This window comes from Bacteroides zhangwenhongii (genome assembly GCF_009193325.2).
Classification (GTDB): domain Bacteria; phylum Bacteroidota; class Bacteroidia; order Bacteroidales; family Bacteroidaceae; genus Bacteroides; species Bacteroides zhangwenhongii.
This window is the reverse complement of record NZ_CP059856.1, coordinates 4805426-4822855: the sequence shown is the minus strand read 5'-3', so window position 1 is coordinate 4822855 and position 17430 is coordinate 4805426. Positions and strand designations below refer to the sequence as shown.

Annotated in this window: 7 protein-coding genes and 1 pseudogene; 7 read left to right on the top strand and 1 reads right to left on the bottom strand. The window is 39.8% G+C overall.

All coding sequences use genetic code 11. The annotated features are described in order from the left end of the window. Nucleotides 1-12: 12 nt before the first annotated feature. From GD630_RS19080 to GD630_RS19050, 7 genes and pseudogenes are all read left to right on the top strand, one after another. Entirely contained in the window at nt 13-3258 is a 3246-nt protein-coding gene (locus GD630_RS19080; protein WP_143867953.1) for a SusC/RagA family TonB-linked outer membrane protein, read from the top strand. Nucleotides 3259-3268: 10 nt separating this feature from the next. Next, nucleotides 3269-5041, top strand: a complete 1773-nt coding sequence (locus GD630_RS19075; RefSeq protein WP_122137837.1) for a RagB/SusD family nutrient uptake outer membrane protein — start codon at nt 3269-3271, stop codon at nt 5039-5041. Between the two features lie 24 nt (nt 5042-5065). Continuing rightward, nucleotides 5066-8047, top strand: a complete 2982-nt coding sequence (locus GD630_RS19070) for a SusC/RagA family TonB-linked outer membrane protein (RefSeq protein ID WP_143867951.1) — start codon at nt 5066-5068, stop codon at nt 8045-8047. Nucleotides 8048-8059: 12 nt separating this feature from the next. Then, nucleotides 8060-9748, top strand: a complete 1689-nt coding sequence (locus tag GD630_RS19065; protein ID WP_143867949.1) for a RagB/SusD family nutrient uptake outer membrane protein — start codon at nt 8060-8062, stop codon at nt 9746-9748. A gap of 16 nt (nt 9749-9764) precedes the next feature. Next, nucleotides 9765-11888 carry a heparin-sulfate lyase HepC gene (gene hepC, locus GD630_RS19060; protein ID WP_143867948.1) on the top strand — a complete coding sequence of 708 codons (2124 nt, stop codon included), beginning with the start codon at nt 9765-9767 and terminating at the stop codon, nt 11886-11888. A gap of 233 nt (nt 11889-12121) precedes the next feature. Continuing rightward, nucleotides 12122-14458 (top strand): PDZ domain-containing protein, encoded by a 2337-nt coding sequence (locus tag GD630_RS19055; RefSeq protein WP_143867946.1) that lies wholly within the window; start codon nt 12122-12124, stop codon nt 14456-14458. An 84-nt stretch (nt 14459-14542) separates the two neighbouring features. Continuing rightward, a pseudogene (locus GD630_RS19050) lies at nt 14543-15759 on the top strand (IS256 family transposase). A gap of 124 nt (nt 15760-15883) precedes the next feature. On the opposite strand, the gene GD630_RS19045 reads toward GD630_RS19050, so the two are convergent. Continuing rightward, nucleotides 15884-17335 carry a glycoside hydrolase family 10 protein gene (locus tag GD630_RS19045; protein ID WP_143866615.1) on the bottom strand — a complete coding sequence of 484 codons (1452 nt, stop codon included), beginning with the start codon at nt 17333-17335 and terminating at the stop codon, nt 15884-15886. Between the last annotated feature and the right edge of the window lie 95 nt (nt 17336-17430).

Below are 17430 nucleotides of genomic sequence, written 5' to 3'. Positions count from 1 at the left end.
TATTATCAAAGTATGAAAAACATCTTAACAGGTTGTCGCATGCGGAAATTTTTATTTATTGCCGTATGTATCAGGTCGTCTTTGTGGGGGGAGGTTTGTTATTCCGCAGAGACGGGTCGGGTTTGGTCGGACAGTGACACCGGCAAAGAGTGGGTAAATTCCGCTTTGCAACAGAACAATAGTATAAAGGTAACAGGGATCATTACGAGTGAGAGTGGCGAACCTATTATTGGTGCTACTGTACAAGTGAAAGGAACTTCCACAGGAGTTATCACAGATATTGACGGTCGTTATACAATTACGGTACCTGATGGAAATTCTATTTTATCAGTTTCATTTATCGGTTATCAATCACAAGAAATAAAAGTAAACTCCCGAAGGGGAATTAATGTACGTTTGCAGGAAAATGTCCAAAGTCTGGATGAAGTAATGGTTGTTGCTTATGGTGTGCAGAAGAAGGCCACATTGACCGGTGCTATATCGAGTGTCGGTACAGAGGCTTTACTGAAATCGCCTAGTGCCAGTGTTACCAACTCTTTGGCAGGGCAGTTGCCCGGAGTTTCTTCTATGCAGGCAAGTGGACAACCGGGAGCTGACAATGCGAAAATATTTGTACGTGGTGTGGGGTCATTGACAGAAGGAGGAGCTTCTCCGCTTATTCTTGTGGATGGTGTAGAGCGTTCTTTCTATCAGATGGACCCTAATGAGATAGAATCTATTAATGTTTTAAAAGATGCTTCGGCTACAGCCGTATTCGGTGTACGTGGTGCAAACGGAGTTATATTGGTTACTACTCGCCGAGGGGAAGAAGGAAAAACTAAAATCTCGGTTAGTTCGAATGTCGGCATCCAGATGCCTACACGCATACTGGATGTGGCAGACAGTTATACAACCGCTTCTCTATTCAGAGAGGCTCAACGTAATGACGGAGTTGCCGATGACCAACTGGCTTTCTCGGAGTATGATATGGAACGTTTTCGTTTGGGAGATGAGCCTATTCTATATCCTAATGTGAACTGGTATGATTATTTGATGAATAAGGCTTCTGTTCAAACTCAACATAACGTCAGTATTTCGGGGGGAACAAAAGACATCCGTTATTTTGTATCGTTAGGCTTTTTGTATCAGAATGGTTTATTTAAACAATTGGACGGGCTTGATTATAACAACAATTACAGCTATACCCGTTATAATTATCGTGCCAATCTCGATGTAAACCTTACACGTACCACTACATTAAAATTTGGTATGGGCGGAATTGTTGGTAACCAGCGTGACCCGGGAGGTAGTGGCAATGTATGGAAACAACTTACATGGTCGTTGCCATTCTCGTCTCCAGGAGTTGTTGATGGAAAAAAAGTGGTGACACAGAGTACACGTTTTCCCGGAGTGACAATGGCAAATCAGGTTTTTGATAAGTTTTATGGGTATGGTTATGACCGCAAAGTCTCGAATAATATGACATTCGATTTGAATCTGTCTCAAAATCTGGATTTTATAACAAAGGGGCTTTCTATTGAAGTGAAAGGGGCGTATAATACAGATTATTCTTACATTAAAACCGTAAGGGGACATGTGGAAACGTATACTCCTTTTTATAAATCCGAAATAGACGGTTCAGGTCTTGATGTGAAAGATCCTGATTTTGATAAGAGTCTTGTGTATCGGATCACAGGAGAGAATATGATGAAAACGTATGGAACGGGAAATACGAGTCGTGCCCGTGACTGGTATGTGGAAGGAAGTATCCGTTATAATCATAAATTCGGGGAACATAATGTTGGAGCTCTCTTGCTATATAATCAAAGTAAAAAGTACTATCCTAATTATCCTAATAAGTTTTGGGATATTCCGACTGCTTATGTTGGTTTAGTAGGTCGTTTGACTTATGATTATAAATCAAAATATATAGCGGAATTTAATATTGGTTATAATGGTTCCGAGAATTTTGCGCCGGATAAACGTTTTGGTACATTTCCTGCAGGTTCTATCGGCTATGTAATAACGGAAGAGAAATTTATTCCCAAAAACGATTTCTTGACCTATCTGAAAGTACGTGCTTCTGTAGGGTTAGTTGGTAATGACAATATGTCTAGTAATCGTTTTCTTTATTTGCCGGACTCTTATTCTATAAATAATTCTGATTGGCTTCAGAAAAACTATCAGGATAAGAACGGGTATATCTTCGGCTTGACAAATATGGCCTATCAGACAGCAGCGAAAGAACTCATGCTGGGAAATTCGAATGTAACTTGGGAAACAGCTTTAAAACAGAATTATGGTATAGATGCTTATTTCTTCAGTGACCGTTTGAAGCTGACAGTAGATTATTTCCGGGAAAATCGTCGTGATATTCTGATACAGCGTAGTACTGTCCCTTCTTTGATTGCAATGAATGGTATATTGCCTGTGGTTAACTTGGGTGAAGTCAATAATCACGGCTACGAGGTGGATTTAAAATGGAATGACCATATTAGGGATTTTTCATATTATATAAATACAAATATCTCTTATTCCAAGAATAAAATTATTTATCAGGATGAAGTAGAACCGAACGAACCTTATATGTGGCGCACCGGGCATGAAGTGGGAGCCCGTTTCGGATATCTGGCACAGGGGTTCTATAATGAGGATGACTTTGATGCGGATGGTAATGTTCGTGCGGATTTGCCGCAACCGCAAGGGAAAAAATACCCCGGTGATATTAAGTTTGCAGATTTGAATGGTGATAATATAATTGATAATGACGACCAGACCAAAATAGGAAATCCCAAACGTCCGGCTTACACTTTCGGTTTAAATTTGGGTGGAGAATATAAAGGCTTTTTTGCTTCTATGAATTGGACTGGAGTGGCACAGTGTGATATCGAGATGGCGAATGCTTATAAGCGTCCTTTCTATGAGGGACAGGTACTCTATCAATATATGGCTGACGGGCGTTGGACACCCGAAACTGCAGCAACGGCTGTGTATCCACGTTTGTCCGTTACGAGTTCGGCCAATCAGGAGACATCAAGTGTATGGCTAAAAGATGCCTCATACATAAAGCTCAAAAATCTGACGATTGGATATAATATCACTCAGCAGAAAATTTTAAAAGCAATCGGTGCCTCTAAGTTGACCGTTCAATTTACCGGCTATAATCTTTTGACATTTGACAAATTAAAAGTTTTTGATCCCGAAGGAGAATTGACACGTGATACGAATACATATCCTATTATGAAAATCTTCAGTTTGGGAGTGAATGTAACTTTTTAAAATGATTATTATGAAAAACAAAAGTTTAATTATTTTAGGCGGGCTTCTGGCTAGTTTATTCATCGGATGTGAAGACCTGAAGTTCGGTGATAATTTTTTGGAGAAGCCTAATAGTGACGATGTATCTATTGATACCGTGTTTTCTTCCAAGAAATATGCGGATCAGGCCATGAACCAGTTTTATAAAAGTTTGTGGGATTTTATGCCTACTTTGAGGGGCTGTCATCCGGAGGGACTTATTTTGGACGGATATACCGATATAGGATATGCACAACCAATCTCATGGACACGGGGAGACTTTAATTCTTCTTCCAGTTGTATCAACTTTCCTTATTTCCCTTTTCACTCTCAGATTACTGAAGTAACAGGAAATCCTTCCTTTGGTATACGAAAAGCTTATATCTATATCGAAAATGTAGATAAAGTACCCGACATGACTGATGATGAAAAGCGTATCCGAAAAGCGGAAGCTAAAGTAGTCATTGCTTTTCACTACACTCAAATGATTCGTTTTTATGGTGGCATGCCTTGGATAGACCATGCGTATAAAGCAGATGAAATACTTCAATTTCCTCGTTTGACGTTGGAAGAAACAGTCAATAAAACAGTGGCGTTGCTGGATGAGGCGGCAACCGATTTACCTTGGTATACAACAGCAGAGGAATATGGACATATGACGGCGGCTGCCGCTAAAGCGTTGAAATTTCGTTTACTCTTGTTTGTTGCTAGTCCATTATTTAACAATAAGGCACCTTACTATGACGGACAAGCGGCTACTGAACTTTTAAGTTGGTATGGAAATCAGCAGGATAGTCGTTGGGAAGCTGCTTTGGAAGCAGGAAGGGAGTTTTTGCGTCTGAACAAAAAGAATAATGATTATTATCGGATTGAAAATACAGGGAATCCCAGAGAAGACTATGTAAACGGTTATTTTACCAAGGGCAATCAGGAAGTTGTGATGGCTTCTTTCCGTTGGGGAACCTATGATGGTGTAGATAAGCCGTTCCGTATGTATGAATCCGGCTATGGTATCCCGCGTGGAAATTATGCGGATATGTTTCAATGGAAAGATGGTTCTACGTTTGACTGGAATAATCAGACCCATCGTGCACATCCGTTTTTTGATGAAAAAGGGCAACCGAACCGTGATGTGCGTTTATATGAAAACTTGCTTGTAAATGGTGATAAATGGCAGGGACGGACAGCAGAAGTTTATAAAGGTGGACGTGAAGGATATGGTTCGGGAAGTTCTGTGCAGAAGAAAACTCAATTTGGTTATGGATTTCGTAAGTTTATTCGAGATAAGAAGAATGAGATGAAAGGTAAACCCTACTCATGTCCCTTAATTCGTATGCCTGAAATTTATTTGAGTATAGCCGAAGCTATGAATCAATTGGGAAAGGCTAATGTACCCGATGAATTTGAAAAGACCGCTTATGATTATCTGAATCTGGTATGTGAACGGGCAGGGTTACCGTCAGTAACTTCTGCTAAAGTGCCGCAAGGTGATGCGTTGCTGAACTACTTATTGGATGAACGTGCCCGTGAATTCGGACAGGAAGATATTCGCTACTTTGATATGATACGTCATAAGAAAGGAGCTGAATGGGCTACACGTCCTATGGAAATGTTGGAAACGACGAAGGTGGGAAGTGGCTTCGAGTATACAGTGAGTACGCGTGACGATATTAAATATTATTGGAATGAATATTGGTATTTATTGCCATTTCCTGTGACTGAAATCAATAAGAAATATGGATTGATTCAAAATCCCGGCTGGTAATAAGGTTAATTAAACGATTTGATTATGAATAAATTATTATTTACGATAGGCTTGTTATTCATCTCTTCGGTAAGCCTGATGGCGCAGGAGATGATGAATGGCATTGTGAAAGATGTCTCCGGTAAACCTCTTTCGGGTGTAAAGGTGTCAAAGGTAGGAGCATTCAGAAATAGCAATGTTACTAATGAAGACGGTTTGTTTTCACTCCTGTTGGAGGAAGGCGATTATATTGAACTAAATTATGCGGATATAGCTATCAAACGGATTAAGGTCACAGGAAATGCTTTGGATTTGGTGTTTGATATCAAGAAAGATGCCGTTGTTGACTTGGGATTCCTAAAACGGACAGAAGATACCCAAACCCAATCTGTGACTGCTATTTATGCAGACTTGTTAGAAAAGAATGCGACTTCTCCCGATCGGATGAATAATGCACTTTTCGGATTGATATCAGGGCTTCATCTGACTCAAACAGTTGGCTGGGGTGCTAATGCTGTCATGAATATACGTGGCCGTGGTGGTTTGGGTAACGGAGAACCCTTGGTATTGGTGGATGGATTTGAACGGGGATTGACTAATATGACAATAGAAGAAATAGAGTCCGTCCAAGTTTTGAAAGATGGTGCCGCTACGGCTTTGATGGGTGCCAGAGGAGCTAATGGGGTAATTTTGGTGAATACCAAAAGAGGTATGTATAATTCGTTTGATGTGGACGTGAACTATCGTCATGGTTTTGATTTCCCGATCAACCGGCCGGAAATGGCAGATGCTTATACCTATGCCATGGCACAGAACGAAGCACTGTATTATGATGGCTTGCCGTTGCAATATACGAAAAGAGATTTGGAACGATTTAAGGATGGAACAAGTCCGAATTATCATCCGAACGTCAACTGGTATGAAGAAGGTACGAGGAATTTCAGCGAAAATAACCAGTTTAATGTAATGATGCGGGGTGGTGGAAAAAGAGTACGCTATATGGCATTGTTGGATTATAAGAATAAGTTTGGTTTGTTGAATGAAGATTATACTCACTATTCAGACCGTTATAATTCTCAAATACGGACTTATGAGCTAGGGCTGCGTATGAATTTGGATGTGGATATTACTTCCAGTACCAAAATGAAGTTTGGTTTATATGGCATTATCGGAGAAGATAAGCGCCCGAATACGGATATTAATACAATCTTCCAGAATTTTTATAAAGTACCTGCCGCTGCGTTTCCGGTGAAGACTTTGAATAATAATTGGGGTAGTAATACTCTTTTTAAGATGAATCCGATTGCGGCTATTGCAGATGTGGGATATGTACAGGAAAATCGTCGTATGTTGGAAACTGATATGCGGATTACTCAAGATTTCTCTATGTTCCTGAAAGGGTTGAGTGCAGAAGTGGCTGTCGCCTATGATAATACTGCCACTTTTCAGGATATAGGAAGTAAGACTTATAAGTATGAAGTCGGTTATTTGTCGGAAGAGGGACTCCCTGTAAGTGAAATTTATGGTGCGGATAGTAAGGTACAAGTAAGTAAGTCGGCATTGTCTGCCCAATTGATACGTGCCAGCGTTGAGGCTAAATTAAATTATGATTATACATCAGGTAAGCATCAATTGTCGGCTTCGGCTGTCTATCGGCAGGATATGAAAGAACCGTTAGAAAATAACGCATCTTACTATCGGCAGAATGTGATGGGTTTTGTCGGTTATAATTATAACAACCGCTATATGGTAGATGTGGTCGGCAACTATTATGGTACAAGTGTTTTGTTGAAAGGAGATAAGTTCCGTTTTTATCCGGCTGTTTCTGCCGGTTGGAATCTGGCTAATGAAGATTTCCTGAAAGGGGCTTCCAATTTGGACTTGCTAAAGCTTCGGGCTTCCTGGGGACGTTCTGCGGTAGATGAACTAAGCTATGGATTGGGTAATTATTTCTGGACAGGAGGTACGGGATATCCTTTTGGGGATGGTATGACAACTGTTAATGGTCTGAAAGAACAAAGATTGCCTGTATATGGCTTGAATCTGGAGACTGCTGATAAATATAATGTGGGAGTAGACGTACGTTTGTGGAAGAATTTCACAGCAACGGCAGAGGTGTACTATGATCACCGTACTAATATTCTGGTCGCTAATAATAATGTGTCTGGTATTTTAGGCATCGAACCGTCGAAAGCTTGCATTGGTGAGGTAAAGAGCCGTGGTGTAGAATTAAGTTTAGGATGGAGTGGGCAACATAAAGACTTCAATTATTTTGTAAATGCAAATTGGGCATTGAATGATAGTGAGATTGTTGAAAACGGACAGGCCTATCAGCCTTACGACTATTTATATACACGCGGACATAAAGTCGGGCAACTGTTTGGATTGGAAGCTATTGGTTATTTCCGTGATGAAGAGGATATTGCCAAGAGTCCGGAACAAACATTTTCGGTGGTTCGCCCGGGAGATGTGAAATATAAAGACCAAAATGGAGATGGAAGAATAGATAGTGAAGACCGGGTAGCAATTGGTAAATCTACGACTGTGCCTGAAATGGTTTTCGGATTGAATCTTGGCTTTGAATACAAAGGGTTTGGGATAGATATGGTTTTCAATGGAGTAAGTGGGTTGACCAAACAATTAAATGTAGCCAATGTGCATCAACCATTGCGTAATGGCAATACTAATATTGCAACTTGGTATTTAAAAGATAAGATTCGTTGGACAGAAGCGATGAAAGATGTCGCCAACGTGCCCCGTCTTTCTACATTGTCAAATGAGAATAATTATCAGACTAGCACACAGTGGATTGAAGATGGTTCATTCTTGAAACTACGTAATCTGAATGTCTATTATAACCTGCCGCAGAAATGGGTGAAAAAGATAAAACTAGATAAACTTCAGATTTATGCTAAGGCGCAGAATGTATTTTCTATAGATAAGATTGATTATTTCAATTGTGAAGATCTGACATTGGGGTATCCGGATTTGTTCTCTGTATGTCTGGGTCTGAATATTAATTTTTAAATAAAGATAGTTATGCGAAATATAAAGAACTATGTAGTAGCGGCTTTCGCTCTGTTTTTATTGGACGGATGTGATTTTCTAGATTACGATGAAACTAGCGGAAAAACTAAGGAAGAAGCCTACAGCTATTTTAATAATATGAACTCATCAGTAGCTTATGTATATAGTTTCTTGCCGACTGATTTTGGCAGGGTGAATGATGCGATGATGGAATCTGCTACGGATAATGCTGTCTATACTTGGGAGAATAATAGTATTTATTATATAGCCAATGGGATATGGAGTCCGCTAAAGCGTGTTGATGATGGTTGGAGCTTTTGGAACGGAGTTCGTAGCGCCAATTTATTCCTTGAAAATTTTGATCCGAAAGTGCTTGAACGTTTTCAGTATAATGAAGATTATGATGAAATGATAGAAAAAGCTTCCAAATTCTCTTTGGAGGTACGTTTCTTACGTGCGTTTTATTTATTTGAATTGGCTAAGCGCTATGGAGATATTCCTTTGATAACACGTACTTATACGCAGGAAGATATTAATTCTGTACGCAAGACTTCGTTTGCGGAGGTAGTAGATTTCATAGCAAAAGAATGTACGGAGATTACCCGGGAAGGCGGGCTGCCGGAAGATGCTGTCAGGGGAGAGACAGGTCGGGTGACCAAAGGTGCGGCATTGGCTTTAAAATCAAGAGCTTTGCTGTATGCAGCGAGTGAATTACATAATCCCGGTCATGAATTGAAAAAGTGGGAAGCGGCAGCTAAAGCAGCTTATGAGGTTATTAACATGAATAAATATCAATTGCCTAAAATTGCAGCTGACCCTTTGTATTCGGATTTAGGTGGCAATGAGATTTTGAAATCTAAGCAGTTAATTTTTGAACGCCGTGCCACTGCGACTACCAGTGATTTTGAATCGAGAAATGAACCGATGGGATATGAAGGTGCAGAAGGTGGAAATACTCCTACGCAGAATTTAGTAGATGCTTATGAAATGAAGGATGGAACTCCATTCGATTGGAATAATTCGACCCATGTGGCGAATATGTATTATGATGCTGCCAATAAGCAGACCCGTGATCCCCGTTTGTATTTAAGTGTACTAACTAATGGTTCTATGTGGCAGAAACAAAAGGTGGAAACCTTTGAAGGTGGTAAAAACAAGGTATTGGACGGTTCCACGAAAACTGGTTATTATCTGCGTAAGTATATGAATCCGTCTGTATCACTTGATCCGGACAAACCGAATAAATTGCATCATCATTATGTTTTGTTCCGTTATGCTGAAATATTATTGAATTATGCAGAAGCTATGAATGAGTGGAAAGGTCCGGATGAAACAGCAGAAGGATGTCCATTGACGGCACGTCAAGTTTTGAATATGGTTCGTGATTGCGCTGATATGAAACACATAGATGCGAACGGAGCGGATTTTACAGCCAAGGTTCGCAATGAACGTCGCATTGAATTGGCTTTTGAGGGACATCGTTTTTATGATATTCGCCGTTGGAAGATAGCGGGTTTGGATGAAGTAAGAAATATTTATGGAGTAAAGATAACAAAGAACAGTACTTCTCTGTCTTATCAAAAGGTGCTGTTACAGCAAATGTACTGGGACGATAAGATGTATTTGTTCCCTTATCCTCAAAATGAAATTTATATGAATCCGGATTTGGGGCAAAACCCAGGATGGAATAATGGTAATTAATTCAAATAGAGATCGTATGAATTCAAAAATATTTAGTTTGTTTGTTTTGCTGGGGCTGTTAATGACCGCATGCAATGATGATAAGATTATTTTCTTTGAGAATCATGTAAAGGAAGAAAATAATGCTGGAGGTGATGCATTGGTTCCGAGACTTTTTGAAGTAATCAATCTTGATTATCCAGGTTTGGAAAAAGTGAAAGCATATTGTGAAAAGAAAGATTATAATTCGGCTACTTCTGAATTGTTGGAATACTATCGGAATAGGGAGGATGTTATCAATCCTAATATAAATCTGAATCAGACCTCTATTGGTGATTTCAATAAAAATATAGCTGATCAGGCTTTGGAATATCGTTTCTATATAAAAGATAAATATGAGTCTAAAGATGCAGCAGGGAAAGAAACGTATGTACTATTTAAACAGGATGATGAAATAAACTGGAATTATGTTCCTGACAAGTATAAGGGAGATGCTGAATTTGTTTATCAGTTGCATCGTCACCAGTGGATGATACATCAGGCTAATGCGTACGTGGTTACTCATGATGAGAAATATGTCAAATCATGGATAGAAGTGTATGGTGACTGGCTGAAAACGTTTCCTTGTCCTGAAGGGAAAGTGGATAAAAACAAAAATGTGGAGTGGTATGGGCTTCAACCTGCTCATAGAATACAAGCGCAGCTTGATATAATGTCTTATTTTATTCAATCGGAGAATTTTACTCCTGAATGGCTTTCTACATTTTTAGTTGCACTGTCGGATGGAGTGGAATGTATCCGTAAGAATTATTATAAAGAGACTAATATTCTTATTACCCAAGTGGAAAGTGTCGTTTCTGCCGGAATATTAATGCCGGAATTTAAGAAAGCAGGAGAATGGTTGAATGAAGGTACAGCGAAAATCACTGAACAGGTGGAATCACAATTCCTGGATGATGGAGTACATGTAGAATTAACTCCGGGCTATCATATAGAGGCTGTTTATGCTTGCAATAAGCTTTATAATATGGCACAAGTTAATAATAAAGTTGGGTATTTCCCGACCAATTATGTCAGCTTATTGAAGAAAGCCGCCCGTTTCGTAATGGATATTACGTATCCCGATTATTCCTTTGATAATTTTAATGATACTGGAGCCAGTTCGTGGACTAAAAGTGTATTGTTGGGTAATTTCCGTAGATATATGGCTATGTTCCCTGATGATAAAGAAATCGAATGGATGGCAACCGAAGGGAAACAGGGAGAGCAACCTAAGGAATTAATTCAGCTCTATAAAGATGGAGGTTATTATATGTTGCGCAGCAAGTGGGCACCAGATGCAATAATGATGGTTTTGAAAAATAACAATAATCCCAAGAACTATGTGCACTGTCAGCCGGATAACGGGACTTTCAGTCTATATCGTGACGGACGTAATTTCTTACCGGACGCAGGCTTCTTTACTTATGGAGGAGATGCTGCAAGTGATGCTTTGCGTAAATCATATCGGGCAACAACCATGCATAATACGATGACAAAAAACTCTGCTACTATAGCAGATGGTTATATGAACGGAAAATTTCTGATACAAGATAGCAAGGATGATATTGATGTGCTTGTTACGGAGAATAAGTCTTATGGTGACTTGACACATCGTCGTGCCGTATTCTTTGTGAACAAGACATTTTTTGTTTTGGTAGACGAGGGATATGATGCCGGCAAAACTACTCCTACGGTTGATTTGACTTTCAATTTGGGTGATGCGGGTAAAGTTGTTATTGACGACAACAGTGCAAACTTTCAGTATGGTGCTTATACAAAATTTGGAGATAATAACAATATGCAGTTTAAGACGTTTGTTGAAACAAATGTCGGATATACTCCTAAATGGAATACTAATTGGTCATCCAGTAAACAGAATGAAAAAACACTTCAACGCAAATGGTATCGGGTGAGTATAACTAAACCGATGGGAGGTGCGGCACGTTTTATTACTGTAATTCACCCGTTTACGAATGAGACTGATCGTGCAAGCTTGAATATTAGTGCCAAATTCACAGATAACACTAACGCAACTCCCGGCACATTTCATGCAGATGGTGCTTCTGTAGAAGTTTCCGTAGGTGGTAGGAAGTACGATTTATCTTATAAATTAAAGTAGATTTTCTTTATTTTGATAGTTGTATCATAGGTGAAAAGCTTGATATAGAGGTAAATTTATGAATTGACTCTTTTTTCAGGTAACTGGAATGGTATGGGATTGATTATTTTTGATATAAAACCCATACCATTTCTTTTATGATACGTAAAGTTATTAAAATTTCATTTTTTGTTAATTAAGTATTTCATTTAAGCTATCTTTGCTTATGCATATAGCCAAAATTATCATATCATATGAAAACACAAAGGGTAAAAACAGTGCTTCTTTTGCTATCAACAATACCATTTTTGAGTATTTATGCTCAATCAATATACTACGTTTCTCCTCACGCATCATCGGGTGGAGATGGCAGTAAGACCGCTCCTTTCCATTTAATTCATGAAGCTGTCGAAAAAGCTCGAACAGATAAGAATTGTACTACAATTTATTTAAGGGAAGGGAAATACATTTTAGATAAGCCTTTGGTGCTGACCTCTGATGATGGTAATGATGCGAAAGAATTAATAATAAAAAATTATCCCGGAGAGAAAGCTGTCATATCGAGTGGAGTTGGCTTGAATCTGAAATGGGAAAAATACAAAAATGGTATCATGCGGGCTGCTGTGAAAGGGAATCCGGCTATGGATATGCTTATCGTAAACGGAGATTTGAGGTCTATGGCACGTTACCCTAATTACGATGAAAATGCAGTTCGCTTTAATGGCACATCTGCTTTGGCAACAGATCCGGAACGAGTGAAGAAGTGGAAGCATCCGGAAGGAGGTTACCTTCATGCTATGCATAGTCATGATTGGGGTGATTTTCATTATCGTATTACAGGTAAGAATGAAAAGGGAGAGTTGCAATTGGAAGGTGGTTGGCAGAATAACAGACCAATGGGAATCCATCATGAAAACAGGATGGTAGAAAATATCTTTGAAGAACTAGATGCTCCGGGAGAGTGGTACTATGATAGAAAGGAAGGTTGGTTGTATTATTATCCTTTACCTGATGAAAAGATAACCGAATTGGCGTTTGAAACTCCGCAACTTAAAAACTTGATTGAATTTGCGGGAACTTCATCCAAGCCTGTGAAGAATATAACCATTGAAGGGATTGAACTAACGCAAACGGTACGGACATTTATGGAACATTACGAGCCTCTGCTTCGTTCGGACTGGACAATATACCGGGGAGGAGCCGTCGTTTTCAGGGGAACGGAGAAATGCAACCTGCATGATTGCTATATCCATAACGTAGGAGGAAATGGTGTGTTTTTTGATAAATATAATCGCTATTCGTCAGTGACAGGCTCTTACCTGACTTTTATTGGAGCCAGTGCAATTTGTTTTGTAGGGGATGTGGAAGGAGTTCGTTCACCGAGTTTTACGTACGGTGAGTTTGTTCCTTTGGATAAAATGGATTATGCAAAAGGTCCTCGGAATGACAATCATCCTGCTTATTGTGAGGTTTATGATAATCTGATATGCACTATTGGTTTGTTTGAAAAGCAGATAACTGGCGTGGAGCTTTCCATGTGTCGTAATATAACGATAAGCCATAACACTATTTATGATACTCCTCGTGCCGGAATTAATATCAGTGAAGGCACATGGGGAGGACATATTATCGAGCATAATGATATTTTTGATACTGTAAAAGAAACAGGTGATCATGGAACTATCAACTCTTGGGGACGTGACCGTTTTTGGCATCCGAAGTATAATGTAATGACGCAGATAACAGATGAAAACCCGGTATTGATTTTGGCAGATGTAGTCGAACCTATCATTATCCGCCATAATCGATTACGTTGTGATAGGGGATGGGATATAGATTTGGATGATGGCTCCAGTAATTACCAAATCTACAATAATCTTTGTTTGAATGGTGGTATTAAATTGCGTGAAGGTTTTTATCGGACTGTTGAAAATAATATTATCGTCAATAATACTCTACACCCACATTTGTGGTTTAAAAATAGCGGAGATGTCTTTTCACGTAATATTGTAATGACCAAGTATAAACCTATAAGAGTGTATGGCTGGGGGAGAGAGGTAGATTATAATATCTTTACAGACAGCTTGGCATATCTTGCGGCTCGCCAACTTGGTGGGGATGTTCATTCTATAGTAACTACAATCAGGTTTATGGATGCTATGAAAGGTAATTTTAATGTAGCAGATGATTCTGAAGTCATAATCAAAGGAGGATTCCGTAATTTCCCTATGAATAAATTCGGAGTGTTGTCTTCCCATCTGAAACAGTTAGCTGAAAGTCCTGTAATGCCTGTTCCGCTTGTGACGGATAATGATGCGGATACCAAAACTATGCTTTGGAAAGGGGTAACGCTTAAGAATCTGAATACATTGGAGGAACGTTCTGCTACGGGTATGGATACAGAACGTGGAGTTTATGTCATTTCCGTAGATGCCTTAGATAGTCCGGTCAGAGATTTTATAGCTCCGAATGATGTCATTCTTAGCATAAATGGAAAGTCGGTCAATAATTTATGTGACATGAAAGAGGCGCTGAGATATATAGATACACTTAAAAGGGTAGAGCTGGTTATTTTTAGAAAGGCACTATAAAATATTTTGTGTAAATGTAAAATACGGGATTCAGTACGAGTTTCGTATTTTTTTATTTAATAGATTTGCAAAATGAAAAAGATTATGAAAGAGAATCATGTAGTGCCTGATGAGGTTTTAACCAAGGAGTTCCTCAGCCATTTCAAAACTGAGGCAGACGTAAGCAAGTTCCTAAAGCAGCTCCACGCCCAAGTGCTGGAGAAGATGCTTGAAGGTGAGATGGATGCTCATTTGGGTTATGAGAAACATTCTGTTTCCGGCAATAACAGTGGTAATTCCCGTAACGGCAGTTACCCCAAGAAAATCCAGACCGAGCACGGCGAGGCTGTCATACCCATCCCTCGTGACCGCAACGGTCAGTTTGAACCCATAGTAGTCCCCAAGCATGAAAGCCGCGGGCTTTCCATAGAAAAGCTTGTTATCTCCTTATATGCCAAAGGAATGAGTGTGTCCGATATAGAAGAAGAGATGCGCGAGATCTATGAGATAGAACTCTCCACCTCTGCCATCTCCATCATCACAAACAAAGTAAACCAGGCTGCTCAAGAATGGCAGAACCGTCCTTTGGACCCGGTCTATCTCATCGTTTGGATGGACGGTATTGTCTTCAAGGTCCGTGACAACGGGAAGATTATCAACAAGACTGTCTATCTCTGTGTCGGCCTGAAACAAAACGGCTTGAAGGAAGTTCTTGGCATGTGGGTGGGTAAATCAGAGAGTTCCGCCTTCTGGATGGTGTTCTCACTCAAAGGAAGGCCCGTGGGGTACAAGATATACTGATAACCTGTACCGATAACCTGAACGGATTTACGGACACTATACGTACCGTATTCCCTCAGTCATCAACTCAGATTTGTGTTGTACATCAGATAAGAAACTCATGTAAATATGTCGTTTACAAGGACAAAAAAGAGTTCACGGCAGATATGAAGAATATCTATAATGCGCCAAACAAGGAAGTTGCTGCCGCGGAGCTTGATAATCTGGAAAAGAAATGGGGAGGGAAGTACCCTTATGCCATTCTTTCATGGAGGAACAACTGGGATGATCTGACTGTTTTCTTTCAGTTCCCATTGGAAATCAGAAAAATAATCTATACCACAAATCTCATTGAAAATCTGAATGGAAAAATCAGAAAGTACACTAAATCAAAGCTTTCATTCCCGTCGGATGACGCAGTGAAGAAGATGGTATACCTTTCCTTGATGGAGATTGAGAAGAAATGGACAATGCCGATTACTAACTGGGGATTGATTATGAACCAGTTTATGCTTATTTTTGAAAACAGAATCCAGATATAAGAGAACTTATAACTGAATCCCGTTTACATTTACACAATATTATGGACACTGCCTTTAGAAATCAGAAAGAAGATAAAATTGTTATTCCTCTTTGATTTCAGTACATATCTCAATCCTGTTAGTTTTACTTTTGCACCGCTTCACTTTCATTTCCGTAACGGTCAATGGCCGTAACAGCAAAATGTTTCTTTGTATTCCAGGGTAGGATAGGAGCATAGATATAACTTGTCTCCCGGATACCTTGTGCAACAATGTTTTCCGGCCGATTAATGTCTACCGGAAAATCATTCGATGCATAAATGACATACATTGGCTTATTGCGTGCATCATTGTCAGTAGCAGCCTGCCACTTTAATTCCGTATAGCATTTGTCAATATCGATTACTGTAAATTCGGACGGGGCCGTAGGCGGAACATTATCTAGCCAAGGCATGGGAGGTTGTAAAGCAGGATAAGCATAAAAGTTTTCGACCAACTCATCATAGATACCCTGTGTATTCTCCATAAGATATTTTACCCGGTAATGTCCCTCGCCTGCCATCTTATGATTGCGGATGAAGTTTATCTGGCGGTCTATCTCGTCACGCGTCCATTTCCCTTCATCGGGATGGAGGAAGTAAATGCCCAAGCCCGGAATCACCTGCCGTCCGTTACTCTGTTCCTGCCAATCGAGGGCAAAAGGATAAAAATTATTTCCCTGGAAATACATCATCGGATAAATCTGATCCATAATACCTTCTCCCATCCATCCTTGCGGATCTTGGTAAACGGTAAAGAAAGCATTCCAACCACGCGAAGGATAACGAGAAGTATCCCGATATTTGCCTACGGGGCTGGTACTTACTTTTACCCAAGGTTTTATTGCTTTTACACCTTTATATATATAACGTACAATCTCGGAAATATTATCCCGGCGCCATTGGTCGAGCGTACGTCCTTTGCCATATTTGCGGAAATCATATTTATCCGGGAAAAAAGGTGCATTCTCTGGATAACGTAAATAGTCGAAATGTACGCCGTCCACATCATAACCGCTTACGACTTCGCGTACCAGTTTCATCAAATACTCTTTCGTTGCCGGATGTCCCGGATTGAGGAAATATTCACTTTTGTAAGGGACGCAGATTTCTTTCATCCGCTTGGTGACGGACTTACTTCCGAGCGAAGCAACATGTTTCTTATTCCCCAGCGGAACGGTTACCATCCACGCATGACATTCCATTCCCCGCTTATGACATTCCTCAATGGCGAAAGCCAGTGGATCATAGCCGGGATTTCCTCCTGTCTTTCCGGTCAGGATTGAATTGAACGGTTCGATTGCTGAGGTATATAGTACGTCTCCTCGTGTACGGGTTTGGAATAAAACAGTATTGAAATTAGCCGCTTTCAATTTATCAAGGATATCTGTCAATTCTTCTTTCTGTTTGCGGATTGTCTGCGGAGTCGTTGCACGTGTGCGAGGCCAGTCCAAACCGTATACAGCCGTTACCCATGCTGCACGAACTTCGTGCTTGGGCTGCGCACTTGTCGGGAGGAAAGGAAACAAAAGTGAAAGAATGAAAATAAATAGGCGCATATCCTTTGTTTTTTGTTTTAAATCTCTGCAAAGTTAGTAAAAGTGTCGGTATTGTTGGGCTGTTTCATGAGATTATGTTACATTTGCCAAGTTAA

What these genes read in the sequence shown, in the direction of transcription:
- GD630_RS19080 (WP_143867953.1), top strand. Translation starts at nt 13, where the DNA reads ATGAAAAACATCTTAACAGGTTGTCGCATGCGGAAATTTTTATTTATT.
- GD630_RS19075 (WP_122137837.1), top strand. Translation starts at nt 3,269, where the DNA reads ATGAAAAACAAAAGTTTAATTATTTTAGGCGGGCTTCTGGCTAGTTTA.
- GD630_RS19070 (WP_143867951.1), top strand. Translation starts at nt 5,066, where the DNA reads ATGAATAAATTATTATTTACGATAGGCTTGTTATTCATCTCTTCGGTA.
- GD630_RS19065 (WP_143867949.1), top strand. Translation starts at nt 8,060, where the DNA reads ATGCGAAATATAAAGAACTATGTAGTAGCGGCTTTCGCTCTGTTTTTA.
- hepC (WP_143867948.1), top strand. Translation starts at nt 9,765, where the DNA reads ATGAATTCAAAAATATTTAGTTTGTTTGTTTTGCTGGGGCTGTTAATG.
- GD630_RS19055 (WP_143867946.1), top strand. Translation starts at nt 12,122, where the DNA reads ATGAAAACACAAAGGGTAAAAACAGTGCTTCTTTTGCTATCAACAATA.
- GD630_RS19045 (WP_143866615.1), bottom strand. Translation starts at nt 17,335, where the DNA reads ATGCGCCTATTTATTTTCATTCTTTCACTTTTGTTTCCTTTCCTCCCG.